A 24,541-nucleotide genomic window follows, 5' to 3' on the forward strand; every position below is an offset into this window, starting at 1 on the left:
TCCGGAGTTACCGTGAAAAATCTCATTCGTGCGCTTTGTGCAGGGCTGCTTATCTCTGTTACCCCGGCACGCGCAGGTGTCACTTACGATGACATAGTCTCTGCTGCAACCAATGCACAGGACCTCTCCCGACAGGCACTGGTCACTATCTTCGGCGATGTGGTGCTGGACCCTCTCGCCGCCGGCAATACCACGATGATCGGGAATCTGTTTGCTCTGTTTAACGGAATTATCGCCGTCCTTGCCGTCGTCTGGTTTGTATTTATTGGTCTGAAGCACATTAATAAAACGGGGCATCAGGGCAAGGTATTCAGCGGGGATCGCGATATCACCAGCACACTGAGCACAGTGTCAGGATTTTTGATGATTATCCCGACCGCCAATGGCTGGAGCATGTCCCAGCTAATCATCCTCTGGGGCGCGTCGATTATGGGCGTAGGTTCTGCCAACCTGATGGTGTCCAAAGCAGCCAGTGATATTGCCAGCGGCTATTCCCTGACTGTCCAGCCCACACAGGCTTCGACCCGAACTTCTGCACGCGGTATTTTTGAGATGCAGCTTTGTAAATATGCCATCAATACTGCGCTGGACGATTACAACAGCACGGCAAACTCGACCACAGCCAGAATGGCAGGGGTATCCGGTTCTTCTGGAGGGAATTATACCTACCGGGTCACCAACGGCAGCGGTGTGTGCGGCACGGCGACGATACCGGAACAACAGAAATCGGACTCCTCGTCTGGTTCCGGAAGCTTCTTTAACCCCTTCAGTAACCGCGATACAAGTGAAGTGGTGGATGCGCAAAACAAAGCTATGGAAGCAATGATACAGGATATGGACAGCGCGGCCAGCGAGTTTATGGCAGGGTTTATGAATAAACGAACAACCGGCAACGGCACACTCCCGGATATTGAAACCCGCATTCAGAGAGCAGCCAGTACGTACGAACAAACTGTTCAGCGCGCACTACCGGCGCAGAGTGAACAAAATGGCATACAGGATGCTGTCAGGAATTACCTCGACACTTATGGTTGGGCGGCTCTCGGTGCCTGGTATCAGACTTTTGCAACGGCCAATCAACGCCTGACAGAAGTTGCCAGTCGCGCGCCGGCAACCAGTGGGATGTCATCCCTTGGGGAAATTGGCAGCGGAGACCTGTTCAGTGCGGTAATGAGCGCCTACCGTACCCAGTTACAAAACTCTAATTATGCACCTCCAGCAGGTACAGCAACATCACAAAACGAGTTAAGTGCTTCTGAAGGAAATGACCCAAATAGCATATTAATGAACTCGTTCGCTCCATTTTTCGTCAGTTTAACCAGCAACATCGCAACAAATTATAGTGGGACAGGAACCTCAACAGGGCAGGTAAACCCATTAGTTAAAATGAAAAATGTTGGAGATTACACGCTGGTTGCAGCGGAGGGAACTTTAACAGCATACACGGTCATACGGGCTGCTGTTGCGGGTGGAGAGTCATCCCTTCTCGGGAAGGTTGTCAATATGACAGGAGCAATTAGCGCTGTAGATAAAGGGCTTGATGCCATTTCGCCAGCAGTATATTTCTTGTTACTACTTATGTTTAGCGCTGGATTTACACTTTCAATCTATTTGCCATTTATTCCGTTTATCTTCTGGATGACTGGTATTGGTAACTGGATTGTCAGTGTTCTAGTAGGTTGCGCAGCGGGACCTTTATGGGGGGCAACTCACCTAGGTACGTCTCAGGATCGAGGCAGTCGTGCGGCTTATGGTTACATTTACTTTATAGATACCATGATTCGTCCCGCACTTATGGTTTTTGGATTTTTCTTTGCATCTGTTGCGATTGTTGCTACTGGCACTATCCTTCATGCACTTTTTGGTGTCGCACTGGTCAATGTTCAAGCCAACTCGTTAACAGGTTTATTCAGCATGGCTGGTTTTTTAATGATCTATGCTCGAATTTGCACGACACTGGTATCTAGCATATTTGCCTTACAGGCATATTTACCTGACTACGTCATTTCGTTCCTTGGCGGTAGAGATGCAGCAAATACTCTTGGAAGCATGGCTGGTTCTGTCAAAGATATGTTCGTAGCCGGTGGGAGGAATATACGGCATACCCCTGGCGTTAATACGAAGGGTATGAATGGTCCAGGGGAAACAAATAATGATGGAATAAAAAGTTGAGATGTGGACATCTATCCAGTAGTGCTATAACATTGAGTGAAATACCTAAGGAGGGTTTACTGTGAAAGATAGATTCCCTAAGTGGTGGGTTTTATACTCTGTTGCAAAGTCTTTATTTTTAAAGTTCGGTATAATCTCTTTCTTGCTGATTTTTTTTCTATGCTCCATTTCAATCATCATGGATGAGTACGTACGCCCGGAGGCATATCTATACGCCATAACAAGTTGCTTACTGTTATTCGGTCCATTTGCCATCAATTATGTTATAGCCAAGAAACGCAAAAAAAAGATCCTTGCTGTTGTTGAGAAAATCAAGGAGACAGGGCATTTCAACCCGGAAAGCGGTTCTGAGGGCTGGCTCTTCTGGAAAAGTACCTACCTGGGTTTCGACTTTCAGCAAGGAACCTTTTTGTACGTCCGAATCTACCCGGGCAATGTCATGGATGTCATTGGCTTCGATGCTTACAGCCTGACACGTACAGAAGTTGAAGATTCAAAGTTGCGTCTCTTCACTAGGTTCACATCATTGCCGATGATTACTATCGATACCGGTGCTGCATCCAGTATTGCTAACCATCTGCATGCAATGAACAACAAAGGATACACCTATAACTTCAACTTCAACGATGTCGTGAATAAAAAACGTGCCGAGATTGAATCTCTGACAGGGCTACCTGTTCCCGTTCTTGTCTGAAACACATCCAATACCCTCCAATAAATAGCCGGTTTAATTGCCGGCTATTTTCATTGATTTCATTAACGCAGATCATCGCTCTGAAAATTCACTTTAAAACAGATGATGATAATAAAAACCACAACCCATCTTATTAATGGCCCTCACTAAAACAAAGGAGATCCGTATCAGATCCTCAACAATCTAATACTTGACCAATCAATATAATTCAACCTGCCGTTATCAGCAGTAAATACGCTTGCTAATTTTTCGTAAGCTCGGGCTCTGCTGCCCTCGTTTATTCAGTTAGTCTTCATCGTTTTTATTTAGGGAGCTTTTCCATGACATCCGCTCGCGCGGGAACGACTGACCCGCTTGAATTTCTTGGAGCCCTCGCCATCCTGGGCATTATGCTTCTGCTTGTTGCATGGCTGTTCTTGCCTGAGTTTGTGTACTGGTCATGTTTCATTTTGCATACCTTGTGGGGCATGGCTGATTTTGGCCCCTTCCACACCTGGGCCGCACCGCGTTATAACCTGCTGGCCGTCACCGCCAACAATGCCGAAAACATCACTTACGATCAGTGGATCAACGTGATGAAGCAAACGACGGTGATCCTGATGATATTCCTCATACCCCTGTCTACCGCTTCGCTGTGGAGCTGGTTATGCCATCCAGCACGAAACTGGCAAACGCGACGGGTACTCAATATCAGCACGCTGCCCTTCGCTATGGAAACCATTTCTCCTGCAATTGCCCCCATTCTTAATGAGGGGGATTCCAGTCGCCTGTTGCTTGATAAACGTCGTCCAGAAAGACGTCCGGCACAAAGCCCTGAGGGTTTCGCTGAAGAGCATGAACTCATCAGTAATATGCAGCTCGATGTTGCCCGCTGCCGGGCTGTTTTTATGGCCCAGCTGGGGCGTCCACTTAATGGATGGAAAAGTCTCGCCCCTCATGAAAAGGCATTATTCGCAATATTCGGCCTTCAGTTTTTCCTGGACGACCGACCGGCCGCACGTCAATTAATGGATGCCCTGAACCGCTCCTGTCGGATAAAAAGCCGCCGTGATAAGGGGAAATTCTCAGTTCCGGTCTATACGCTGGCGAGAACCGCTTTTAAGCGCGTCATCCATAGCGAAGGCGCGAAACAGTGGTTGCGTGAGCACCGTTACGTCAGAAGTGGTCTGGTCTGGCTGTACGCGCATGATTTACGGCTGACACCACCTAACTGGCTATGGCTAAAGGGGGTAGACCGCCCACTCTTCTATGCCCTGCACCGGGCAAACACCACCAAAGGATTTATTGAAGGTGCAGGTATCGTCGCCGTCGCCCGCACCGAGAGCGAGGCTATCCGACTTGGCCTCCCCTGCCCGCAAGCCTGCGTCGATGAAGCCATTGAGGGATTGCGCATCGATATGCTGTCCCTGGGGCTAATCTGGAACGAACCTCAGCCAGACCGCGACCGCAGGCGTCGCATCCGGACCAACTGGTCACTCACGGAAGATGTCATCACTCGCCCGGGCGACGATGACGATCTCATCTTCTGAAATTTCGCTCATTTCTGACGCTAATTAACTTACTGTCTACTGGAGTCTCATTATGTCGCTGGAAAGCACCTACACCACCTTTCGTTGTAACGACACCATTGTGGTTTTACATCAACATGGACATGGTGTTCCTCAGGCCCTGTTCACCTTTCGTGAGCCTCAGCGTATGGCCATCCACGATAAAAAGCTCATCGCTTTTTATCCATATTCAGCAGAAGCCGTGACACTTCTTGATGACCCGATGCACGATGCGGCGGAAGTCTTCAACACCATAGCGCGACACCTCAAAACCCAGAGTAAGGCAATAATGAAACGCCGTATTAAGTCCCTTGCCCTGTTTGTGAGCGGCGCGCTGATAGCATCTTCGTTATGGCTCCTGGGTACGGACAACCATTTCTCACTCAATGTGGGAAACCAGACAATGACTATCCCGGCAGAACCAGGCGCAATCGCACCGGCCCGGCCGCGGCAGACTGTTGCTGTTCAGGAGCCAGCCAACCCGGCGGCAGTCAATACAGTCATTCAGGCTGCCCAGGCTGAATCCGACAACATTCAGAATATTATGAAGGAAAGTCATAAATCCTTACCGGCTTCGCCTTCTGAAGCCCTGAAAACAGCACCAGCACCGGTAACGTCAACCACATCAGTAAAAAAAGAAGCGACGGAACAGCCAGCGCGACAGAAGATGGTGGAAATACTAAAGCGCAGTACCGATCGCGGTCTGTTCACCATCCAGCTCTCAACCGGGCATGAGCGTACGCTGTATGCATTCCTCGATCCAACCTGTGCGGTCTGCAGAAGTATGGAGCCGGCAATCGAACAGCTGGCGCAGCGTTACAACGTTGTTGTATTCCCTGTATCAGTCGTGAATGACGGCGGCGATGCTGTAGAGAAGATCATTCCAGTTTTATGCGAGAAGGACCAGACAGCTCGTGCTGTTGCATGGAGTGATCTTTTCCGACCGGACGCAGGTATGCTGGTTCCGGGACAGACAACACCTCCACAGGTGAGCTCAGACTGTTCCGCGTCGGCTCAGGCCGTAGTAGCCGTAAACGATACTGGCTTCCGCACCTTTGGTTTTTCAGGTACGCCGACAGTGCTGACTGACACGGGCATTCGCCTGGCAACGGGCATGCTGACCGCGCCGGATAAAATTGATCACTTCCTGAAAATTACAGATCCAATGTCACCAGAACAGGTCGACCGCTTTGTGAGTTCCCTCAGTATCCAGGAGTAAACCATGAATTATACGCCCGTAAACCAGGCGCTCATGAAGCGCAATGCCTGGAACTCCCCTGTTCTTGAGCTTTTACGCGACCACCTACTGTATGCCGGCATTATGGCAGGAAGTGTGGTGGCGGGGTTTATCTGGCCACTCGCCATACCGCTTTTGCTTTTGCTGGCCATCGTGGCCAGCATCAGCTTTGGAACACACCGCTGGCGTATGCCCATGCGAATGCCTGTCCACCTGAATAAAGTAGACCCCTCTGAAGACCGGAAGGTACGGCGCAGCCTGTTCAGAAGGTTCCCCTCACTGTTTCAGTATGAAACAACGCAGGAAAGTAAAGGTAAGGGAATATTCTATCTCGGCTACAGGCGAATGAATGATATCGGTCGCGAACTCTGGCTCACCATTGATGACCTGACCCGTCATGTGATGTTCTTTGCCTCGACCGGTGGAGGGAAAACCGAAACCATCTATGCGTGGATGCTCAATTCATTTTGCTGGGGTCGGGGCTTCACCTTTGTTGACGGTAAGGCGCAGAACGACACGGCGCGCACCTGCTACTACCTGGCCCGCCGCTTTGGGCGTGAGGATGATGTGGAGTACATCAACTTCATGAATAGCGGCATGTCCCGCAGTGAGATGATCCACAACGGTGATAAAAGTCGGCCACAGTCTCACCAGTGGAACCCCTTCTGCTATAGCACTGAGGCCTTTGTTGCTGAGACGATGCAATCAATGCTGCCGACCAACGTACAGGGGGGAGAATGGCAGTCCAGAGCAATTGCAATGAACAAGGCGCTGGTTTTTGGCACAAAGTTCTATTGCGTCCGTGAAAACAAAACCATGTCGTTGCAGCTGCTGCGCGAGTTTATGCCACTGGAGAAACTGGCAGAGCTTTACTGCCGTGCCATAGACGATCAATGGCCAGAGGAAGCTGTCTCTCCACTCTATAATTATCTGGTAGACGTACCGGGTTTCGATATGGCCACCGTTCGTCAGCCTTCAGCCTGGACAGAAGAGCCGCGCAAGCAGCACAGCTACCTGACTGGGCAGTTTCTGGAAACCTTCAACACATTTACGGAAACGTTCGGTAATATCTTCGCTGAGGATGCCGGTGACATTGATATTCGCGACAGCATTCACAGCGACCGGATACTCCTGGTGCTTATCCCGGCAATGAACACCTCTCAGCACACAACCTCTGCACTGGGGAGAATGTTTGTTACCCAGCAGAGCATGATACTGGCCCGGGACCTGGGACATCGTCTGGAAGGGCTAGATTCCGAAGCTCTCGAAATCACCAAATACAAAGGCCCCTTCCCCTACATGAACTATCTCGACGAGGTGGGAGCCTATTATACCGAGCGTATTGCCGTTCAGGCCACACAGGTACGTTCCCTGGACTTTTCTATCGTCATGATGAGCCAGGACCAGGAGCGCATTGAAAGCCAGACTTCAGCCACAAACGTTGCCACCCTGATGCAAAACGCCGGCACTAAGGTTGCGGGTAAAATCGTAAGTGATGATAAAACGGCAAAGACAATCACTAATGCCGCAGGACAGGAAGCCCGGGCGAACATGGTCAGCCTGCAACGGCGTGACGGTATCATTGGTACCTCCTGGATCGATGGCGACCACATCAATATTCAGATGGAGAACAAAATCAATGTGCAGGATCTGATTAAATTGCAGCCAGGTGAGAACTACACGGTGTTTCAGGGCGATCCGGTTCCGGGAGCATCCTTCTACATCGAGCCGCAGGACAAAACGTGCAATGCACCCGTCATTATCAACCGATACATCACGATTAACCCTCCGAACCTTAAGCAACTACGTAAACTTGTTCCACGAACAGCGCAGCGCCGTCTTCCGGCTCCGGAGAACGTCAGCAAAATCATTGGTGTTCTGACAGAAAAGCCCTCGCGTCGGCGTAAAGCGGCAAAAGCTGAACCCTGGAAGATAATCGATACCTTTCAGCAGCGTCTGGCCAATCGCCAGGAAGCGCATAATCTGATGACTGAATATGATACGGACCAACGTGGACGGGAAGAAAACCTCTGGGAAGAAGCGCTGGAGGTAATCAGAACAACCACTATGGCGGAACGTACAATACGGTACATCACGCTTAATAAGCCTGAATCGGAACCGACGCAAGTAAGCGCTGAAGAAATTCAGCTCGCACCAGATGCGATACTGAGAACGCTGACACTCCCGCAGCCGGCTTATATTCCTCCTTCCAGATATCGAAACGAGCCATTTATCTCCCCGAAACTGCCTGATTCACCACATCCGGATATGGAGTGGCCAGAGTGATAGTTCAAAAAAATTGTCTTGTTTCAGGAACCGCTGCCGATAAACAAAATGATATAGAACTGAAGGAAATGAAATGAAGAAGCTACTATTTGCCGCCCTCTTTGGTTTTTCATGCGTTGCCGCTGCAGCGCCCCAGCCCGTTATCGACACCGATGCCGTGGCGCAGCTGACTGAAATCCGTAACATCCTCCTCACGAACCAGCAGAAGGTGTACGCCTGCTCCGATGGCGAGAAGCTTTATACTGTTGGGTTGCAGATAAAGCATGATGGTTCTGAATACAAATGTGTTTTAAAGAAAGACCATGCTGAATGGGAATTAGTCCCACGCATCGCATTCAACTAAATAAGGCCGCGAAAGCGGCCTTTTTTTTGACCTGATTATACTACCCTCCGGATTGGGCACAGATTCACACTATCCCGTTCTGCTGGCAGTACGGGAAATTGATAAGTATGATTGATAAAACAGGGGGCAGAGAATGAACATTCCTAAACAGACACTGGTTTTATCTATTGCAGGTTGCTCACTTCAGTTATTCTTTATTTTCGCTTCTTTCATAGGTGCTGATGATAGTTTTGCTGTTTTCTGGACATCATGCGGCTTTGCCTATGTATTGCTTGCGTTCCATGTAGTCACGGGCATTGTCGCTTGTTATGACATAAAACATCCTCTAAAAGTTTAAAAGGCCGCATTTGCGGCCTTTTTTATTTCTTATCTGCGGGCTAAATTCCATCTGGTCCCCGAATGCTTATAACGGTGAAGGTGGTTTCCAGTTTGGTCCTGACTCATTGCGCACAGCTTCTGTATTACTCCCCTGATTTGTCATTTCAGCAAAGCGCATCTCGCTTTCAACACGCACCTGGTCAACCTCCGGTCGCGAGATCTGGTATTCACCTTCATCACGGTGGTTCACATTGTGCCATGCCACCATTTTGGCAAAAGCTGTATTGAACTGTTCATTATCCCCTTCCGGCGCCATCGCGACGCTCGGAGAACGGCTGAAGAGAACCGGCGCGACTTTGACCATATCCCGCTTAAGCGCATCGTAATCGCCACTGTTCCGGAAAATAACCCTGTCGCCATAGTCGGTACAAATATGGCGGCCTGTCTCCGGATCGCGGAACTGGACGCGACCGTTCTTCTTAAGTGAAGCCCGCAGGCCAGGAACACCGGAATACATCGGCGTTCCGCCTGGCTCACAGATAACGACACATCGGTTGTCTGTTGTGGATTTCACCGCATTACCACGACGATCCCGGTAATCCCATCCTCTCAGCTGCGATATCGCAGCCTTGTCACCTTTCACCGCTTCAGCTTCAACCCACTGCCGGTAAGACGGCGGATACCATTTCCCCTGCCCGATAAGCTCAGCTCGTTCAGCCTTCATGGTTTCTTTCAGCGCAATCAGTGCCTGCATGCGCTGAAGCTCTGCAATATGATAATGCAGCTTCCTCACCAGAGGGTCACGATGTTCGATGCGGATGCGCGCTTTACGCATCCTGCATTCGTCATGAATCGCCTGGTAACGTTCACGGCCATGCAAATCAGGGCGCTGCCAGTTAGCCCGCCAGGCTGCATAACGGGCTTTCAGATCTTCTCGCGCAGCTGCGCGCGCTTCGCGACGCTGGCGACGCAATTCAGGATCACGCTTCATACCCGGAATATCGCGGTCGCTCACGGCCAGTTCCGGATTGTAACGGCTGACCGGCTTAACACGTTCAAAGATGTCTGCCGGCACCGAAACAAACGAACCAGCATGGGGTTCCGAACGCGCAAGCGTCAGATCAGGATGAACGTGGCTGGCCTTTACAGGGGTCTGTTCGTGATTGTAAGCGTCCATCACAACCAGGCCCTGCTGCTCGCGCATCAGCAACAGACCCTGACGCGCAAGTAGCTCATGACAGCGTTCCCAGGTAAATTCACCACTACCGATCAGCATCTCAATATCCTGACGGCAGTGTGAAACCGCATAGCCCCAGAGGCTTTCCTTATCAGAGAAAATCTCACGTTTCAGCGCCCCCTGCGGGCCCGAACCTGTTCGCAGTTTTCGCCATTCCCGATCGGAAACTGGAGTGGCTTCCAGACCGCCGCCGGTGAACTGTTCCGCAGGGGGAACCTGCTGGAAAATGTCTTTCGGTACCGGCTGCCAGCCTCCTTTATACGAGTCCAGAATAGCCTTCGTTAGCGCAGGCCACACACGTTCCGCCCTGACAGGTGTACGCGTTGAGTCATACCCGTCACAAATTACCAGACGGTCATGCTGTTCTTTCAGATACAGTCCAGACTGTGCCAGAAGCGTATGCACTGACTGTATGGTTCGCTGCGTTGGATCCTGATCAAGTGCAATCAGCGGCGCCCGTAAACGTGCGATCGCATAGTCGGATAAGGATTCTTTCTCTGTCATCCGTTCAGGGCGAGACGGCATAATAATCTTGTCTGGTTCATAGCGGCCGACAGCCGGAACTTGCGTGAAAATGTCCTGTGCAGGAGGAACAAACTCACCCAGTTTACGAATAAGTTTATCGGTATCAAAGGCGTGTCCAAACACAGAAAGCGTAACGCCAGGACGTTCACGTTCCCAGCCGTCCTTCACTTTTAGCTCGCCGCTCTCCTTTGTCAGGAACAGACCTTCTTTCGCAAATCGCTGATGGAGAGAAGGCCAGTCGGTCACCGGTGACTCCCGTAAACCAGCTATTGCCGTGTCAGCGATATATTCACTCAGGCTCTGATTACGGCCACGTTTCCAGGCACTTTGACGATCGCGTTCAACAGAAGTACGACGAACAATATGATTATCAGGGGCAATCACATAGCAACCATTGTCAGGTGAAAACCCATGTTTAAGCTCCAGTTCACGACAGGCCTTACTCAGTTTTTCCTGGCTGTAAGCAAGACGGTTAAGATAACCAGTCTCCGGATGTACGCGATTTACAGCGATGTGAACGTGGAGGTTATCTGTATCAGTGTGAACGGCAGCAACGAACTGATGGCCCGCTAAACCGAGACGGGAAAGTGTATGGCTGACCGAATCGTAAATCTGTTCAGGACGCGGGCTTTCGTGCGATTGCCAGCTCAGAATATAGTGGAATACAGGGTCGCTTTTGTTGTGGGCAAACTTCGCTTTACGTGCGGAGAACTCCATTTCTTCAGCTGCACTTTCAATTGATGTGCAATTGTGGAAACAGGTCACACCGTAAAAATTCACCCATTCCCCGCCGTCAGGCATCACGTCAACCAGCGAGATAAACGACTCATCGCGCAGTTTAGTAGCGTAGTCAACCAGACGGGAAAAGCGACTGCTGTGCGGCATTTCTGGCTTTGTTCCGGAAGCTTTCACGGCTTCCATTAAATCATCATCGCGCGGTTCATCACGAACAGAAACGTACGACACCAGGTCCCCAAAGGAGGACTTGCCGTCTTGTCGTTTCGGTGGAATAACCGGGATCATGATGTTGTTCTTCTCTCCGTGCTAATCGTTACTCATGAGTTTTTTTCTGAGCGTGGTCGACAGTTCTGTTATTGCGACAAGGACCGTGGAGTACTCTTTATCCCCCACTCGTTTCCCTTCAACAAAGAGATGCTTTTGCAGTCTCCCCAGCCTTAACAGCTCGGTCATAAAGCTGTCGTCGATGAGTGAAATCATCTTCCTGTTCATCGCAGCGTTACGGATATAAGCCGATACGCTTTGCCCCACTGCTTCCGCTTTCTTTTCGATCTCTTCGATTTCATCCGGCGTGAACCTCAGGGTCTTGATTACGGTTTTCTGCCGTTTATCACTTCCCCTTCGGGATGCTTTGTCGCTCATGTGTGCTCCTTACTCGGGTGTCGGGGCGGAGCCCTGACCAGGTGGCATTTGGAATATCGTGCGTGCGCGGTATTACAAATGCACATCCTGTCCCGTCTTTTGAGCCATTATACGCTTCGCTGTCTGTTTCGCCTAGTGGCGATTTGACGGCATAGGCAGTGCGGAGCACTGCCACTTTTGAGTGGTCAATGTTATGATTTGGATGACAATATTCTGAAATGGGTAAGAAGATGAGTAAGAAGGCGTTTTATTCAGATGAAGATATCGAGCTGGCAAAGGTTGCTCTGGCTGGTTTACCGGATCTGACACCTCAGCGCAAATCACAAAAGGAATTTCTGGATGCAATCCGTGATGACCTGTTAGCACTGGTCAAGACCAAAGGTTACACGGTCTCAGACATTAAAGAGACACTAAAAACCACGGGGTATGAAATCAGTGAGAGAGCACTTCGTGAAATCGTTCGTGATGCTGATAAAAACAAACCAGCCCGTAAATATCGCAGGTCGTCGGCAGGAAATTCGTCATCACCAACGAAATAATTCCTGCATCCTTAAGATGTGATGTACTGAAATATTTCTTACCAGGATGGAATATTTTTTCAGCCTGGTAAGAAGGGAGATGATGTAGAAATTACCATTCAAAGGTCGGAACGTCTGCCAGCATTTCTCCCCATGAAGTAAAATGAACCATGCTGATGTCAGCCTTTATCATGGCAGTGTAAATCACTATTCTCGCCGCTTTTGAAATACCATGATGTTTCAGAATGAGAAGCGGATAACTGACGGCATCAACACGAATGATGTAACCCAGATCGGATTCATGGATCCATTCGCTTTCATACTCGGCGTGACATAGTTCGCTCAGAATCTCGCTATCCCTCCGCGTAATATGGCTCAGACTACATTCCAGAACAGAACGCAAAACTTTGTGATTAAGTTCAGTACGCTGTCCCCATCCGAGCGATGCAGTAACATCCTCCCATGTCCATTTAGGGTTATCAGGAACCTGAGCAGTAATCTGTTTAAATGGCAAGCTAAGTGCCGTCGACAGGTTAAACCCTGATGCAATAATACGCGGATAAAGTTCACTGGCTGTACATGAGGAAATCAGTTCTCCATTCACAAAGAGAGCTTCATCACCGTTATCAAGACGGATACAGGTAACGCCATGAGGCGCACGGGATATGTAGTGTGGCATGTTCCATTCCTTCCAAAAATGTGCCGGATAATACTCCGGCACTGTGTTATTAAATTACCGCCCCGTTGCAGGGCGGTGGTTATCAGGCGTACGCGCGGGAAAGCTCAAGCGTACTCAGGACGTGATCCCATTCAGCCCCGTTAAGTGCTGGAATATGGATCGGTTTATGAATACGCCCGCAACGGACAAGTGATGTCCCCAGTTGTTTCAGATGTGGCGCGATAGCGTCTGGTTTCAACGTTTCGCGGATTTTCCGTGGATGACGGGTTTTAACCCGCTCCTTTACAAAGTATTCGCGACATGCGACGATGAACTGGTCTTTCATAGTGCCTCCTCAGAGTCATTGTGATAACGAGCTGTTACAGCAGCCCGTGTAAACAGGCAGGGCACCCGCCCTGCTTTTTTATTGCCAGTCTTCCGGCAATATCCTGCGCGTCTTATGACGCAAATCTTGCAGGCCATCCGGCCTTTTCTGCCGTCGTCCTTTTCCGTTTTCTTGCAATGAGGGAAATGCCTTCATTACGCTAATGCCCTGACAGGGTGACGATGGAAAGCAGGGGTGAAGGACAGATTATTTGGAGCCTGCGAGAAAAAATCTGGACGGAAAGCGTCAGCGTCCCTTGCTGAACAGAGGCGCTCTGTCAGAGTGCATAAGTAATGAAAGGCTTTCACGGCAGAAACGGACAGGACGGCAGAAGGCGCCGGTTAATCCGGCGTTCCCTTGCGGCCGCCGTGGCGGTCAGTGGGAGCGGCGCTGCCGGAACGGCAGCTGCAAGCGGGATGGGTTCAGGTATCGCTTGCTATCCGTCAGGACGGAGACGCGTGCGGCTCCGCGTAGCGCGGTGGGCGTACGGCGACACGCGAAGTGCAGGCGACGACCCGGCAGCGACGGGGAGCCGAAGGTACCCAGATGTCAGTCCTGACAACATGCTTTTCGTCGTCATTTAGCATCAAATTAATCCACAAAAAAAATCAATAAAAGTGCAGAATCTGCACTTTATTCGTATGTACTTCCCCACAAAAAAAACACTAAAATAAGTGCAGAATCTGCACTTATTTAGGTATCAGAAAATGACGGGTTATGAACTTCGTTTATGGCGAAAAGGTATGAACTGGAGCAGTGACAGGGCGGCCGAAGAGCTTGGAGTCAGCCTGCGAACATGGAAAGTTTACGAGAAGTCGGAAAAGGTATCGCGGGTAGTAGAGCTGGCAACCGTAACACTTTCTATCGCTGCTGCTGTTCCTTCCTTCGGACACCGGAAAACCACCAAAGAAAAGATAATTACCATGATCCAGACACTAACCGGCGCTGCTGGACTCATCGGGAGGCGCTGAGCACCTCCCCTGCCCTCATCAGGCGGCTTTCGATAAATCGCGCATAAAGTCCATCATAGCTTTAAGTCTGCGCTGAGTGTTCAGCTTCGCTTCAAAGTCGTTGAGATAGTAAACAGGCGTATACCGTACACGATTGAACTGCATAGTGAGCGTGTTCCCTGTCACCACCTCCGCCGCAATCCCCAAAAGAGACAACTGGATAAATGCCATATCGGCAGCAACCGGATCAATATCGATGCAACTTGCGAACAGGTGCGCGGAGGGATTGATATCAGCCTCAAGCAGACATTCAGCATAGGCAATAATCATTCCTGCCGAACCGCAGGCCGGATCGCTTATCGTCGCGATACCCTCCCGCGTGACCGTCTCTTTAATGCCGGAAACCAGCATTCTGGCCATCATTGACTGGACAGAATAGGGGGTAAAATATTGCCCCATACCTCCCGACCCCAGCTCAAGCTCCATAAAAATTGAGCCGATGAAGTCATGGAATTTAGCCTCCAGCGCACACACCATCAGGCGGAACAACTCATGAAAATTGCGGATATCGTCAGCGTCGTATCGCGCGCAGATCTTCCGGCAATTTTCCGCGTTCTCTGGCGTTCTCACCCGCGCAATATCCAGTTCGCTCGCGGCAAGTCTGACAAAATCGCTGAATACATCCCAGCGGTGAAGGTGGCGGGCAGTCTGGTTAAACAGACTGATAAACTGCTTACGCGCGGTGTCGATGCTGATAAGACGCGGGAGGGCTGGCTCGGACTGGACAGCCGGAGCCGTCTGCACGACAGGGCGGGCGGCTCCGCGCTTTTTTGTCTCATTGAAGAAATCGGCAAAGCTAATCTGGGTCATGGTTTTTTCTCCTGCCGCCCCGTCAGGGGCGGCGTTGTTGTCAGTTACAGGCGCGGCTCAATTCAAGCGTGCGCAGCACATGACCCCACTCGCTCCCGCGCATGGCGGGAATACGTACGGATCGCCCCTTTTTCCGGCAGTGCGCAATATGACGCCCCAGTGCCCGCATTTCCGGACTGAGGGCATTGCTGGCAATTTCACCGCGTTTGATACGCACCTGCTTTTTCACGGGCGCGTTTTGAGCCTCCTGCATCTGGACATAGAGGGCGGTTGGTGTAACAATCGAAACTTCACTGAATTGCATGGGTTTGTTCCTTTTGGTGAAGGCCGGATTTTTTCGTTGGAATCGCTCAAATCCGGCGTGGATGGAGCAGGCGTAAGCCTGCTTTTTTCATTTCTGGCTCTGGTTCTCAGGGCTGAATGCTGCTTTCACCTTCTCCACGATATCGGCGTGATTCAGGTTGCTGTAATCACGTACGCGGAAATAACGCTTTCCAATACGGACAAAAATGTCCGTCACGTTCATACAGATCATCTCTGCCAGCATGAAGGTTTCAGTGTCCTGCGCGGTATCACAACGCCAGTTGATCATCGGTGGGTGCATTCCCGCCGCATCGTGGAATTTGTTCACATCGATTTCCACGGGGGCGATCAGTGCGGACTTTTCGCGGCTCAGCCAGTAGGCCATTTCAGATTCAGCGCTGGCGCTGGAATCAAGAGAAGCGAAAGAGTCAGTCGTGTGTAAATGCATGGTTTATCTCCTTTTATTAGTACATGCCGGATATCCGGCGTGGGGTTACTGCTGTACGTATTGCAGGTTGCGTTTCAGATCAAAAAGAAAATCCGGTTCAAACGACCAGGCGCGCCAGTTAAGCGTTCCGTTGGTGCGGATTTCCACCTGCACATCGCCGTATCGGGATACTTCAGACACGGTGACAGTGACACCCGCTTTCAGCGCAGTGGCCTGTGCCACCCATTCCTGCGCGACAGAAACAGGGTTTTGTTCTTCCTCCATCTTCCTGGAAGATTCTTGAGCGGCGGTTTTGACGTTGACGTTTCGTGTGTACATCCTGGTTTTCTCCTGTGGTGATGGTTGCCCATCTCCCTGGTGAGTTCTCTCGCGGCAAAGGGCAAAGGAGCGACGGCGGGGCGGCAGGAAAAGGGCGCAGACAAAAGTTTTTGCAGTCCCTTGCAAAAAGTTTTGGCGGCGTTCACTTAACCCTTTGGATGACGACCTGACGGTGCTACGACCAGCCCTCCGCGTGAGGACACACGGGGGATGGGCTCACGCGGGCGAACAGGATGCACACACCCGACACGTCGGAACGGCGTGGCGCCATTAAAGCGACGGCTTCGCCGGCGCGGTGAAGGCGTTTCGGACGGTACGGCCGGAGAAGCCGCAGCTGTTGACCTTTGCCATCAGACCCTAGCGATAGCCCGAAACCGCTTGCGGGTTCGGCGGAGACTGGCTGGTGCGTAAGCAGCTGCCTGGCGGAGTGGGGCTCGACGACTGGACCGCCACGCGGGCCAGGAGCCGAAGGTGGCCATTGCCCTGCCCGTCTTTCTGGCTCTGGCCATCACGGAACTGTAGCGAAGAGAACTAACCAGCAGGAAATCGATCAAAACAGACAGGATGAGGCACACGGAAAAGTCCTGCCTGAAGCACAGCCTCAGCAGACTAATCGCAACAGTGTGAATTAACAGCAGCCAGGAATTGAGTGATTGAGCGAGGACATACCAGACGGAGCAGAGGGGCAGCGCTGGAGGCGCGCCCCGCTTCCCCCGCCCCCCGCAGGGGTACGGTCCGTCCCGGAAGTTCAGGCGTGCGGTCGCGTCGGGATGGAAAAAGGGGCTACCGGCGAACCGGCAACCCCTTCATAAAGGCGCTTCAGGCATGTCAAACCAACTCAGCCCTGAAAAGGCGGGGTTTCCCCCGCCTCCAGGTTGCTACTTACCGTTGGATTCGTAAGCCAGAATTGCAGCGACCTCCCGTTGTCCGTCCCTCAGGCGAATTTCGCAAAGCGATTTCCGCGTCAGGTAAGTGAATATCAGCAGTGTGAGACACACTATCAGTACGCACCAGATAACGGTACTTCGCGGCAGTTTCATGGTTTACTCCTCCTTGCATTAAGCTCGGTAAGAGGCCATACTGTTGTTGTTGAGACATACAGGGGGCCTCGTGGGTTAATGAAAATTAACTACGGGGCTTTCTGCTTTCTGCCACACAACACGGCAACAAACCACCTTCACGTCATGAGGCAAAAAGCCTCAAGCGCCATCGCCATTATATCCCGACGAGCCGATTCTGCCCAGGAATAACAGACTGATTACTGGATAAATCGTCACCTTTGACAGGTTTAATCAGGATCACTTCTGCCTGTGGACCAGTTGTGTATCTGTTCGTCGAGCGCCTCAAGATGCTGATCAATGCTTTCTGCGAGTCGCTCACTTTCTGTTTCCAGCCAGCCGCTTAACCCGTCCCACTCACAGCACATGTCTTTCAGCTTTTCCGACATGGTTTTCAGCTTATTACGCTGGCTGCGGGCAACCTTCAGCTCTGTTTTCCACGGGTTGTTTCTTACGGCCATACCAACCTCAGCGTAATTTTGTTTGGTACCATCCACCGTTCAAGCTCTTTTTCCGCCGGTGTCGAAGACTCCGCCACATCATGTACATCAAGTACGATCTCATGCGCACGGTCGTAGTAAGCCTTCACCAGATGAGACAGTGACGGGCTGCGTTCCGTCCACGCCCACAACATTCGCTGGATGTCATAGTCCCGTATATCCTGCTGGGACCAGAACTCATACCATGCGCGCAGTGTCTCCGGTGTCTGAAATGCCAGGTCGATTTCAGCCTGCCCCACGCGGTTCTGGTATTTCTCTTCCTTTTCACGGTGTCGTCGTGATTCCTGACGGGAATAAAGATTATCCTCGCGCACTTCCCGCTGCGTGTGGCGTTCTCTGATGCTGAACGCCTGCTCCGGAAACAGGTTCTGCACCATGTCGGTACCGAGCGGAGGGTAACACAGGCGACCGCGGCTACTGATCAGTATGTCAAACGCCTCTTCATATCGGGCCAGAGAAATTTTATCCCCCTTCAGCCAGTACGCCCCGCGCACCTGGTTGATCGCCTTTCCGCTAATTTTACTGCTACCACTCAGGAACCGGAAAAATGCTCTGGCATAGGGATATGGCTGCGGGTATCGGCTTCCGTACCGCCCGCCCCCCTCTTCTACGGCAATAATGGCTCGTAACGCTGCCTCACGCTCCGGCAGTTGCGTGACAAGAGAAAGGTGACGAGGGATCATCAGGCCACCTCCATTCGCAGCGTTGAGAGAATATCGAATATTGAGTACCCATCACTGTCCAGCCTGCTGGTCAGGCTCAGCACATGGTTTATCACAGCAGCGTCAAATTGTGGGCATGAGCGGATACAGGATACTTCCTGCCCTTTTCTCCAGACCAACAGCATGATCCAGTCCTGACTAAACTCACCAGGACTACACAGAACCACTTCAAATCGGCCATGAGTGGGTGAAAAACGGATCTGCACGGGAAATAAGCCCCCGAACTCGCTACGATACTCCCCGTTAACATCCCAGTTTGCAGGCGCACTCAGTGCCCCCATAACAGCGTGTGTCATCTCACGGCGATAGGAGTAACCAGCGGCGCGGCAGGTTTCGAAATCTTCACCGATCATGGAGGAAAGCTTAAAATTTGGCATATTCATCAGATATCTCCTTATTGCCGCCCCGTAGGGCGGCTATCCTTATCAGGCGGCAATTGCCGCGTTGTCAGTGTCGGTATCGGTGCTGTCTTTTGTATCAGGCTGCGGTGACTGTAACCATGCAGGAACCCAACGGTTCTGCTTCATAAAGAACTCCGCATGCACTGCCGCGTCGCCTTTCTTCATTTTTTCTGCGTCAGCAGCGGCACCAGTCAGACCTGCATCTTTAAGTGAAGTGACTATCTGTGAATGTTTCAGGCTACCGAAGTAGTTCTCTTTTGTAGGCTGCCACCAGTCGCGAAGGTGAAAACCTATCGCGGCCTCAACCGTATCGAGAGGGCTGCGTGATGTGTGTCCATTATCACGCGTCTGTACACCATCGACGGAACAAGCCGCACAGAAGGCCAGCAATGACATCAGTACCTCTCCGTTCAGGGCGAAGAAGGTCGTGAAGTCCTTCTCCCATCCTGCTGGCAGCAGGGTTTTCAGGCGCTCTTTTTCGGTCATCAGGGCTTCAAACGCTGCGCCTTCTTTACCGGATGGGGCGTTCTCAGTGAGGCTGCTGTGAGAAACGGTCAGGTTGATACGGAACGGATGCGGCGTGGTCACACATCCAGCAAAAACGCAGGTACACATACGCCAGACCATAAGCGCCACAGCCTTTTCAGGTTGCTGCATTAGCGCGGCCTGTACCGCCAGAGTGCGCTCGGATGACATTTTGGTGAGCAGCGGGATGCTGATCCCTTCTGCTGCATCAGGTCGATGCATATGAGTCACGGCAGGAGACTGCGCGGAATCCTCTCCGTTACTGTCATGGTCAGGTAAATCAGACATGCGGCATATACCACGCTGAATACGAAGCGCACCGTGCATGTAGCTCACCACCACGCCTGATTTTGCTTTCAGATCTTCTGTCCACCCACGAAGCTCAGCGGCATGTTCAATGAGGGATATTTCGCTGCTAATGGCCTCGGCTTCATCACTGTCAGGATCCAGAGCGTTAAATTTGTCGGACAGTTCATCGATACGGCGGCTGTCATCTTCGCTGTAGATTGCATCTGGCTCCGGCAGAATGCGGTAGTCCTTTCCGTCAGGTCCGTAAAGGTTAATTGCAGCCAGACGTCCGGTACCCCACATCCAGCCCTCTTTTTGATGGATTTCCTGAGCGATCAATTCAAGTTTTTCCAGTACCAGACGTTCAACAAGCAGACTGTCTACTGTTCCGTCCCCTTCCTGCTCACTGAACAGATCTTCACGGACAATTCCGCCTGCGGCTTCATAAACTTCCCGCCCGATAAATGCGAAACGTGGATGCGAGACAGAAATTTCACTTTCCGTAATACGATTTTTAAGTGCGTTTACGGTAGTGCGTCCCCATTCCTCCTTTACGCTTTCGTAAACAGCAACCTGACGCTCAGGATCGCTTTCAAGACACAACACCTGACACTGTTCAACATCAAGCTGACCTTCTGCCAGAAGTGCAAGCAGTGACGGGGCAAGACTGGCAAGTTTGAGCATGCGCTGGACGTGGCGGGAACCGTACCCAAGCACCTCACCAATCTGCGCGGGAGTTTTTCCCTGCGCCGCCAGCGTACCAAACGCTGTGATCTGCTCGGCAGGGTGCATGGTTTCAAGCTCGTTGTTCTCGGCGTAAGAAGCCTCAACAGCAAGCTCGTCGCTGACACGTTTAACCGGAACCTGATAATCCGGTTTGATACGCCCCATTTCAGACATGAGCGTCAGCGCAGTCAGACGCCGACCACCTGCTGCCACACCGTATTTTCCCTCGGGCAGGGCATGGACAACCAGATTGTGAAGCAGTCCGAGGCTTTCAATGGAGTTAGCCAGTCGCTTAACGCTCTCGGTGGTGTAGGGAATCGTGCGCACGTTCAGCGGTGATTTAATGAGATCGGTCAGCGGAACATACTCAATGACTGCCGCATCGAGGGCTGTTTTCAGCGCCTCGTTTCCGGCAGTTTTATTCTTACTGGTTTTTTTTGGTGCTTTTGATTTAACATCTGCAACTGTCATGATTTAGTACCTCTCAGTATTAATGATTGTCTTGCCCTGCGGAGTGACAGCTCCGACAGGGCACCTTCTTACTGCTGTTTTCTGGCTCTGTAACTGGCAAGAGCGCGGTTAAGCAATGCCCCCACGTCGTTCTCAAAGTTCCACGCGCACTTCGTCAAAAACCCTTCTTCACCCCGCACAACAAGCTGAAAATAAGTACCCTGATCGTTCTCAATACTGACGTTGGTGTACTGCGCCACCAGAGCGGTCGCCTCTTCACGGGTAAACGGCCCCTGAGGCAGCACCACGGGTGCAGTGACGGTACTGCCATTCAATAGAGCCGCCAGTTCGTTTTCTTCGGCGGTGGGTTCGCGCAGCAGCACTGGCTGATTCAGAAATTCCTGTAATGTTTTTCCCACTGAATACTTCCTTTAAAAAAGTGGCTGGTTTTAAAACCCATCACCCGTTGAGTTACGGGAGCCGCGGTTTTGACGTTTCGCGGGAACCTGCTGAACTTTCCCGGGGGATAAAACATCACCCGTTTGAGAACCTTCGCCGCAGGTGCGTAAACGACACCGGCCGAGGCAGATGTCCGGGGCGGACGCAAAAAGTTTTTGCTTGCAAAAAGTTTTGGTGGCCGTGCGTCAGCATTCACCCTGGACAGCCACGAGGACTGTGGCGGTCTCAGCACCCGGAGGAGGGACTCAAAGGGGTGTAAAAGGACCGGATGGAATGGGCAGGGACACGCCGCAATGACGGGAAGCCGCGCGCGGCGAAACGACATTGCCCCCTACATCACGACGGGGTATTTAGGGCGTGATGCAGGGAGCGCAGGAAACGGCGCGACTGAGCGGCGCAGCCGGAACGGCTGCTGCAAGCGATGGGGGTTGCGTCATGGGATGGACACCCGCTGCCCCGCAGGGGCCGGGCAGAGACAGCTTTGCTGGCTCTGTGCGAAGCATGACAGCCCGCCCGGACGCCCACTGCAACAAAGGCAATGAGTTTGATTTACAGCATATCTTACTGAAAAAATTACTTTTTATTTGCCTCAGCCATTTCTGAATATTGTGGATCGCTGGCTTTCGGCAACTGCTGGCTAAGCTGGCGGTAATGGCGCAACCTTTCCAGAAAATATTCGCGAAGCTCTTCGGGCACCTCTCGTGCCACAATTTCCGGCACCACTGGCTGATTTAGCCGCTCTTTAAATGCCACACCTGACGCGGCCAGGTCTACGGCGATCCTGTCCTGATCCTCTTTTGAACGTACCGAAAGATTAAATTCGCTCATGTTCTTCCTCTCTTTCACGCGCCTGCAACGAGATCGTTGCTGACTTTTTCTGCCGGGGCGGTTTGTTGCTGCGCCGCAGGCGCGGTAACAACCGCCGGCAGGCAAAGCCTGCCAGGGTTTTTCGCGCGGGCTAACAGGCGGATGATACCGCCTGCCAGGTTATCAGTTACCTTTTCCACCCTGCAAAATGAAATGACCGCCGATATACACCGCACGCTGGCAGGTCATGTAATAGCATATTTCGTCGATCACCTGCTCCGTTCTTAATTCCCGTTGACCATTTTCACGTCGACGGGCGTTAATAATATTTTTGTACTGACGCAGGATGTCACGGGTCTGTGGATCAAGTTTCATTTTTATTCTCCTTTGTGGCGGGGCCCTGCCCCGCCTCTGACATCAACCGTTGAACACGTAGCCATCCAGAAATACCAGACCATCCAGGAACAAATCCCGCGCCCAGGCTCCCATATCGAAATAGCAACGCAGCGATTCCGGAATGTCATTGAGAAGGCCGCACTCTTCTGCCATAGTCCAGGCGTAGTCCTCTTCGCTCTCAGCTTCTCCGCAATAAGCATCCTCGAAGGCGTCATAATCACACTCTCCGGAGTATTCCACCCAGGCAATAAATGCAGCATCCATACCGTCTTCTACTGCGCGCTTGTAGGCTTCAATGAAATTCCAGTCAACGGAAGATTCGGATGCAAATGCTGACGGGATCCCTTCCCAGTCCTGGAACATGAGTTCCGGGTCGGATTCATTGGCGTGCAGCTCGTTGCAGGCTTCCAGAAACTCTGCTTTATCATCAAAGTCGGTGAGGTCAAACCATTTACCGTAGAGGCTACCGCAGTTGTATTTGTGGTATGTACCTACATAAATCGCCGGGGTGGTAGTGTTCATAAAACTCCTCCAGTGTCTGTGTCGTCTGAGTTCCGGCTTACGCCGTGCCGACACGACAGCCCGACTTCGAGCGGAAGATGCAGGGGCGACACCGGAGGCCGCAGCGCAGATAAACAGCGATGACGGTCTGGACGGTTCTCCCGCGAATATTGAGCGGGAGAACGACGGAAAGAACGGCATCAGGCGTAAAAATCTGCGACCGGGCGAGGATGGCGGCGGAGCGAACCCTTGCATCTGAAGCGATCGGGCTAAAGTGAAGGCACGGCGTTAGCCGCAGACCGCACGGACGTTTTCACCTGCGTCCCCGTAACATCGTGGAGGGGGCGCCGGTAAAGCGGAGCGTGCGACATCCTTTTCGCAATAAGGCGGGGCGCATTGCCCCGCCCAAAATCAGGCGGCAATCCGGATGCCGGAGAAGGATTTCATCATCGCGTCAATCTCGGTTCGTGCGCTGCTGACCACATCCCGCAGCCAGTGTCTGTCAAACCAGTCGCGGGATGGGCTGTCAGGGTGACGAAGGGCATAAGGCACGTGGGTCTGCCCGACTGTACGGCCATTGCATTCCAGACGGATTTGCAGACGGCGAAAGGTTTCCTTCCCGTCGAGTACCGCTTTAAGACGCGCGTCGAGCGTCTCATTATCCCACTGCGCATCATCCTGCACCTGCTCCACTTCCGTTACTGTCAGGAGGAAATTACGGGTTCGGCGGGTAAATACCAGCGGTTCAGCGGCGGGGCGCAAGGCTTCCATCAGGCGGTATCCGGCGGATGCCACGCAGCTACAGATGTGGTTAATCTCATCACGCAGGGCTTTCAGCAGACAGAGGATATGTTTCGTGGACATACCCTCAGGGCAATTATCATATTCAAGCGAAATGGTTCCGGCATGTGCCTTGCGATGCCCCAGCGAATTACGGTAAAGACGGATAACCAGTTCACTTCCTGTGATTAATGGCTGAAGCACTTTCATCGCCTGATCGGACATCAATCCACGCAGTGCAATTTCAGGTAACAATCGCTGCAGCTGTACAGCATCCAGCTGGCCATAAAATGCTACCCCCTCCCCTCGCGAGTAATTCAGGCTGGTATCAATCTCCATAGTGGCTGGCCACCCGCGCGCAACCAGCGTGTTACGGGTATGTCGGTGCATAAAGCGGTAAGCAATGGTCATGATAATCTCCTCTTCTGATGCGGCGACGACTTCGCCGTGCCGACACGACAGCCCGACATCGAGCGAAGAATGCAGGGGCGACACCGGAGGCCGCAGCGCAGAAAAAAATCATGACGGTCTGGACGGTGTTCCGGCGAAAATTGAGCCGGAACGCAACGGGAAGAACGGAATGAAGCAATAATCACTGCGACCGGGCGATGATGACGGCGAAGCGAACCCTTGCATTTGTAGCGTTCGGGCTAAAGTGAAGGCACGGCGCTGATATCCGCCGCGCTCGCGCGGCATAAAAAGTGGAGTCAACGACATCCTCTTCTTGATGCCCCAGAAT

Annotated in this window: 30 protein-coding genes and 1 pseudogene; 11 read left to right on the top strand and 20 right to left on the bottom strand. The window is 51.9% G+C overall.

Annotation, left to right across the window (positions count from 1 at the left end; genetic code table 11):
• Nucleotides 1-12 precede the first annotated feature (12 nt).
• The 7 genes from OWK27_RS20785 (at nt 13) to OWK27_RS20815 (ending at nt 8,616) form a co-directional block, all read left to right on the top strand.
• Entirely contained in the window at nt 13-2,172 is a 2,160-nt protein-coding gene (locus tag OWK27_RS20785) for a DotA/TraY family protein (RefSeq protein ID WP_047625721.1), read from the top strand.
• Nucleotides 2,173-2,233: 61 nt separating this feature from the next.
• A complete protein-coding gene (gene excA, locus OWK27_RS20790; protein ID WP_267591133.1) occupies nt 2,234-2,866 on the top strand; it encodes a plasmid IncI1-type surface exclusion protein ExcA in 633 nt (210 codons plus the stop codon).
• Between the two features lie 320 nt (nt 2,867-3,186).
• On the top strand, nt 3,187-4,395 hold the full coding sequence (locus tag OWK27_RS20795; protein WP_267591134.1) for a conjugal transfer protein TrbA: 1,209 nt from the start codon (nt 3,187-3,189) through the stop codon (nt 4,393-4,395).
• A gap of 52 nt (nt 4,396-4,447) precedes the next feature.
• Entirely contained in the window at nt 4,448-5,632 is a 1,185-nt protein-coding gene (locus tag OWK27_RS20800; protein WP_267591135.1) for a thioredoxin fold domain-containing protein, read from the top strand.
• Between the two features lie 3 nt (nt 5,633-5,635).
• Complete coding sequence (gene trbC, locus OWK27_RS20805) at nt 5,636-7,936, top strand: F-type conjugative transfer protein TrbC (RefSeq protein ID WP_267591136.1); 2,301 nt, start codon at nt 5,636-5,638, stop codon at nt 7,934-7,936.
• A 73-nt stretch (nt 7,937-8,009) separates the two neighbouring features.
• A complete protein-coding gene (locus tag OWK27_RS20810; RefSeq protein WP_022650007.1) occupies nt 8,010-8,279 on the top strand; it encodes a hypothetical protein in 270 nt (89 codons plus the stop codon).
• A 133-nt stretch (nt 8,280-8,412) separates the two neighbouring features.
• Entirely contained in the window at nt 8,413-8,616 is a 204-nt protein-coding gene (locus OWK27_RS20815; protein WP_133147680.1) for a hypothetical protein, read from the top strand.
• 66 nt (nt 8,617-8,682) lie between these two features.
• Here the strand turns inward: OWK27_RS20815 and OWK27_RS20820 are convergent, their stop codons facing one another.
• Together OWK27_RS20820 and mobA are read right to left on the bottom strand one after the other, a co-directional pair.
• Nucleotides 8,683-11,382 carry a relaxase/mobilization nuclease domain-containing protein gene (locus OWK27_RS20820; RefSeq protein ID WP_324291177.1) on the bottom strand — a complete coding sequence of 900 codons (2,700 nt, stop codon included), beginning with the start codon at nt 11,380-11,382 and terminating at the stop codon, nt 8,683-8,685.
• A 21-nt stretch (nt 11,383-11,403) separates the two neighbouring features.
• Nucleotides 11,404-11,739 (bottom strand): plasmid mobilization protein MobA, encoded by a 336-nt coding sequence (gene mobA, locus OWK27_RS20825; RefSeq protein WP_267591137.1) that lies wholly within the window; start codon nt 11,737-11,739, stop codon nt 11,404-11,406.
• A gap of 230 nt (nt 11,740-11,969) precedes the next feature.
• Here mobA and OWK27_RS20830 point away from each other — a divergent pair, with 230 nt between their 5' ends.
• Nucleotides 11,970-12,278, top strand: coding sequence for a molybdopterin-guanine dinucleotide biosynthesis protein MobC (locus OWK27_RS20830; RefSeq protein ID WP_267591138.1), 309 nt, complete (start codon nt 11,970-11,972; stop codon nt 12,276-12,278).
• Between the two features lie 91 nt (nt 12,279-12,369).
• Here OWK27_RS20830 and OWK27_RS20835 read toward each other — a convergent pair whose 3' ends face one another.
• Together OWK27_RS20835 and OWK27_RS20840 are read right to left on the bottom strand one after the other, a co-directional pair.
• Nucleotides 12,370-12,936, bottom strand: coding sequence for a DUF5983 family protein (locus OWK27_RS20835; RefSeq protein ID WP_267591139.1), 567 nt, complete (start codon nt 12,934-12,936; stop codon nt 12,370-12,372).
• Between the two features lie 82 nt (nt 12,937-13,018).
• Complete coding sequence (locus OWK27_RS20840) at nt 13,019-13,261, bottom strand: hypothetical protein (protein ID WP_022650012.1); 243 nt, start codon at nt 13,259-13,261, stop codon at nt 13,019-13,021.
• Nucleotides 13,262-14,043: 782 nt separating this feature from the next.
• On the opposite strand from OWK27_RS20840, the gene OWK27_RS20845 reads away from it, so the two are divergent.
• Complete coding sequence (locus OWK27_RS20845; RefSeq protein WP_369794051.1) at nt 14,044-14,271, top strand: XRE family transcriptional regulator; 228 nt, start codon at nt 14,044-14,046, stop codon at nt 14,269-14,271.
• 18 nt (nt 14,272-14,289) lie between these two features.
• On the opposite strand, the gene OWK27_RS20850 is transcribed toward OWK27_RS20845, so the two are convergent.
• The 15 genes and pseudogenes from OWK27_RS20850 to OWK27_RS20925 all read right to left on the bottom strand — a co-directional run bounded on the left by OWK27_RS20850 (nt 14,290) and on the right by OWK27_RS20925 (nt 23,043).
• Nucleotides 14,290-15,120 (bottom strand): N-6 DNA methylase, encoded by an 831-nt coding sequence (locus OWK27_RS20850; RefSeq protein WP_267591140.1) that lies wholly within the window; start codon nt 15,118-15,120, stop codon nt 14,290-14,292.
• 40 nt (nt 15,121-15,160) lie between these two features.
• Nucleotides 15,161-15,424, bottom strand: coding sequence for a hypothetical protein (locus OWK27_RS20855; protein WP_045347622.1), 264 nt, complete (start codon nt 15,422-15,424; stop codon nt 15,161-15,163).
• A gap of 87 nt (nt 15,425-15,511) precedes the next feature.
• Complete coding sequence (locus tag OWK27_RS20860; RefSeq protein ID WP_045891845.1) at nt 15,512-15,871, bottom strand: hypothetical protein; 360 nt, start codon at nt 15,869-15,871, stop codon at nt 15,512-15,514.
• A gap of 45 nt (nt 15,872-15,916) precedes the next feature.
• Nucleotides 15,917-16,189 carry a DUF905 family protein gene (locus tag OWK27_RS20865; protein ID WP_049222004.1) on the bottom strand — a complete coding sequence of 91 codons (273 nt, stop codon included), beginning with the start codon at nt 16,187-16,189 and terminating at the stop codon, nt 15,917-15,919.
• Between the two features lie 878 nt (nt 16,190-17,067).
• The gene (locus OWK27_RS20875; protein WP_224753136.1) at nt 17,068-17,193 is read right to left on the bottom strand and encodes a type I toxin-antitoxin system Hok family toxin; all 126 of its coding nucleotides are present in this window, start codon (nt 17,191-17,193) and stop codon (nt 17,068-17,070) included.
• A pseudogene (locus OWK27_RS20880) lies at nt 17,138-17,287 on the bottom strand (DUF5431 family protein); the annotation flags it as partial. The gene OWK27_RS20875 and the pseudogene OWK27_RS20880, both read right to left, overlap by 56 nt.
• A gap of 190 nt (nt 17,288-17,477) precedes the next feature.
• On the bottom strand, nt 17,478-17,708 hold the full coding sequence (locus OWK27_RS20885) for a hypothetical protein (RefSeq protein WP_045891847.1): 231 nt from the start codon (nt 17,706-17,708) through the stop codon (nt 17,478-17,480).
• Nucleotides 17,699-18,430 (bottom strand): plasmid SOS inhibition protein A, encoded by a 732-nt coding sequence (locus OWK27_RS20890; protein WP_267591141.1) that lies wholly within the window; start codon nt 18,428-18,430, stop codon nt 17,699-17,701. The genes OWK27_RS20885 and OWK27_RS20890 overlap by 10 nt, the downstream gene beginning before the upstream one ends.
• On the bottom strand, nt 18,430-18,852 hold the full coding sequence (psiB, locus tag OWK27_RS20895) for a conjugation system SOS inhibitor PsiB (protein ID WP_120784901.1): 423 nt from the start codon (nt 18,850-18,852) through the stop codon (nt 18,430-18,432). The genes OWK27_RS20890 and psiB overlap by 1 nt, the downstream gene beginning before the upstream one ends.
• Before the next feature lie 42 nt (nt 18,853-18,894).
• On the bottom strand, nt 18,895-20,880 hold the full coding sequence (locus tag OWK27_RS20900) for a ParB/RepB/Spo0J family partition protein (RefSeq protein WP_267591142.1): 1,986 nt from the start codon (nt 20,878-20,880) through the stop codon (nt 18,895-18,897).
• A gap of 68 nt (nt 20,881-20,948) precedes the next feature.
• Entirely contained in the window at nt 20,949-21,194 is a 246-nt protein-coding gene (locus OWK27_RS20905; protein ID WP_032623592.1) for a DUF905 family protein, read from the bottom strand.
• Nucleotides 21,195-21,891: 697 nt separating this feature from the next.
• Nucleotides 21,892-22,146, bottom strand: coding sequence for a DNA polymerase III subunit theta (locus OWK27_RS20910; RefSeq protein ID WP_022650024.1), 255 nt, complete (start codon nt 22,144-22,146; stop codon nt 21,892-21,894).
• 14 nt (nt 22,147-22,160) lie between these two features.
• Nucleotides 22,161-22,325, bottom strand: coding sequence for a hypothetical protein (locus OWK27_RS20915; RefSeq protein WP_154299603.1), 165 nt, complete (start codon nt 22,323-22,325; stop codon nt 22,161-22,163).
• Entirely contained in the window at nt 22,309-22,500 is a 192-nt protein-coding gene (locus tag OWK27_RS20920) for a hypothetical protein (RefSeq protein WP_022650025.1), read from the bottom strand. Before OWK27_RS20920 ends, OWK27_RS20915 begins: the two co-directional genes overlap by 17 nt.
• 42 nt (nt 22,501-22,542) lie before the next feature.
• Nucleotides 22,543-23,043, bottom strand: coding sequence for an antirestriction protein ArdA (locus tag OWK27_RS20925; protein ID WP_022650026.1), 501 nt, complete (start codon nt 23,041-23,043; stop codon nt 22,543-22,545).
• On the opposite strand from OWK27_RS20925, the gene OWK27_RS20930 reads away from it, so the two are divergent.
• On the top strand, nt 23,036-23,281 hold the full coding sequence (locus OWK27_RS20930; RefSeq protein ID WP_032623563.1) for a hypothetical protein: 246 nt from the start codon (nt 23,036-23,038) through the stop codon (nt 23,279-23,281). The genes OWK27_RS20925 and OWK27_RS20930 overlap by 8 nt on opposite strands.
• A 152-nt stretch (nt 23,282-23,433) precedes the next feature.
• Here the strand turns inward: OWK27_RS20930 and OWK27_RS20935 are convergent, their stop codons facing one another.
• Complete coding sequence (locus OWK27_RS20935; RefSeq protein ID WP_267591143.1) at nt 23,434-24,213, bottom strand: hypothetical protein; 780 nt, start codon at nt 24,211-24,213, stop codon at nt 23,434-23,436.
• On the opposite strand from OWK27_RS20935, the gene OWK27_RS20940 reads away from it, so the two are divergent.
• Nucleotides 24,212-24,394: a hypothetical protein gene (locus OWK27_RS20940; RefSeq protein WP_267591144.1), complete on the top strand. Its 183-nt coding sequence runs from the start codon at nt 24,212-24,214 to the stop codon at nt 24,392-24,394. The genes OWK27_RS20935 and OWK27_RS20940 overlap by 2 nt on opposite strands.
• Nucleotides 24,395-24,541: the final 147 nt, after the last annotated feature.

It is taken from the genome of Enterobacter cloacae complex sp. 2022EL-00788, assembly GCF_026627565.1.
In the GTDB taxonomy this organism is placed as follows: domain Bacteria; phylum Pseudomonadota; class Gammaproteobacteria; order Enterobacterales; family Enterobacteriaceae; genus Enterobacter; species Enterobacter pasteurii.

Excerpts from the sequence above, each read along its gene's own strand:
- OWK27_RS20925 (WP_022650026.1), bottom strand. The coding sequence starts at position 23,043 with ATGAACACTACCACCCCGGCGATTTATGTAGGTACATACCACAAATAC.
- OWK27_RS20810 (WP_022650007.1), top strand. The coding sequence starts at position 8,010 with ATGAAGAAGCTACTATTTGCCGCCCTCTTTGGTTTTTCATGCGTTGCC.
- OWK27_RS20900 (WP_267591142.1), bottom strand. The coding sequence starts at position 20,880 with ATGACAGTTGCAGATGTTAAATCAAAAGCACCAAAAAAAACCAGTAAG.
- OWK27_RS20815 (WP_133147680.1), top strand. The coding sequence starts at position 8,413 with ATGAACATTCCTAAACAGACACTGGTTTTATCTATTGCAGGTTGCTCA.
- OWK27_RS20865 (WP_049222004.1), bottom strand. The coding sequence starts at position 16,189 with ATGTACACACGAAACGTCAACGTCAAAACCGCCGCTCAAGAATCTTCC.
- OWK27_RS20885 (WP_045891847.1), bottom strand. The coding sequence starts at position 17,708 with ATGGCCGTAAGAAACAACCCGTGGAAAACAGAGCTGAAGGTTGCCCGC.
- trbC (WP_267591136.1), top strand. The coding sequence starts at position 5,636 with ATGAATTATACGCCCGTAAACCAGGCGCTCATGAAGCGCAATGCCTGG.
- OWK27_RS20830 (WP_267591138.1), top strand. The coding sequence starts at position 11,970 with ATGAGTAAGAAGGCGTTTTATTCAGATGAAGATATCGAGCTGGCAAAG.
- OWK27_RS20860 (WP_045891845.1), bottom strand. The coding sequence starts at position 15,871 with ATGCATTTACACACGACTGACTCTTTCGCTTCTCTTGATTCCAGCGCC.
- mobA (WP_267591137.1), bottom strand. The coding sequence starts at position 11,739 with ATGAGCGACAAAGCATCCCGAAGGGGAAGTGATAAACGGCAGAAAACC.
- OWK27_RS20910 (WP_022650024.1), bottom strand. The coding sequence starts at position 22,146 with ATGAGCGAATTTAATCTTTCGGTACGTTCAAAAGAGGATCAGGACAGG.
- OWK27_RS20835 (WP_267591139.1), bottom strand. The coding sequence starts at position 12,936 with ATGCCACACTACATATCCCGTGCGCCTCATGGCGTTACCTGTATCCGT.
- OWK27_RS20890 (WP_267591141.1), bottom strand. The coding sequence starts at position 18,430 with ATGATCCCTCGTCACCTTTCTCTTGTCACGCAACTGCCGGAGCGTGAG.
- OWK27_RS20795 (WP_267591134.1), top strand. The coding sequence starts at position 3,187 with ATGACATCCGCTCGCGCGGGAACGACTGACCCGCTTGAATTTCTTGGA.
- OWK27_RS20820 (WP_324291177.1), bottom strand. The coding sequence starts at position 11,382 with ATGATCCCGGTTATTCCACCGAAACGACAAGACGGCAAGTCCTCCTTT.
- OWK27_RS20935 (WP_267591143.1), bottom strand. The coding sequence starts at position 24,213 with ATGACCATTGCTTACCGCTTTATGCACCGACATACCCGTAACACGCTG.
- OWK27_RS20800 (WP_267591135.1), top strand. The coding sequence starts at position 4,448 with ATGTCGCTGGAAAGCACCTACACCACCTTTCGTTGTAACGACACCATT.
- psiB (WP_120784901.1), bottom strand. The coding sequence starts at position 18,852 with ATGAATATGCCAAATTTTAAGCTTTCCTCCATGATCGGTGAAGATTTC.
- OWK27_RS20840 (WP_022650012.1), bottom strand. The coding sequence starts at position 13,261 with ATGAAAGACCAGTTCATCGTCGCATGTCGCGAATACTTTGTAAAGGAG.
- OWK27_RS20845 (WP_369794051.1), top strand. The coding sequence starts at position 14,044 with ATGAACTGGAGCAGTGACAGGGCGGCCGAAGAGCTTGGAGTCAGCCTG.
- OWK27_RS20920 (WP_022650025.1), bottom strand. The coding sequence starts at position 22,500 with ATGAAACTTGATCCACAGACCCGTGACATCCTGCGTCAGTACAAAAAT.
- OWK27_RS20855 (WP_045347622.1), bottom strand. The coding sequence starts at position 15,424 with ATGCAATTCAGTGAAGTTTCGATTGTTACACCAACCGCCCTCTATGTC.
- OWK27_RS20940 (WP_267591144.1), top strand. The coding sequence starts at position 24,212 with ATGATAATCTCCTCTTCTGATGCGGCGACGACTTCGCCGTGCCGACAC.
- OWK27_RS20850 (WP_267591140.1), bottom strand. The coding sequence starts at position 15,120 with ATGACCCAGATTAGCTTTGCCGATTTCTTCAATGAGACAAAAAAGCGC.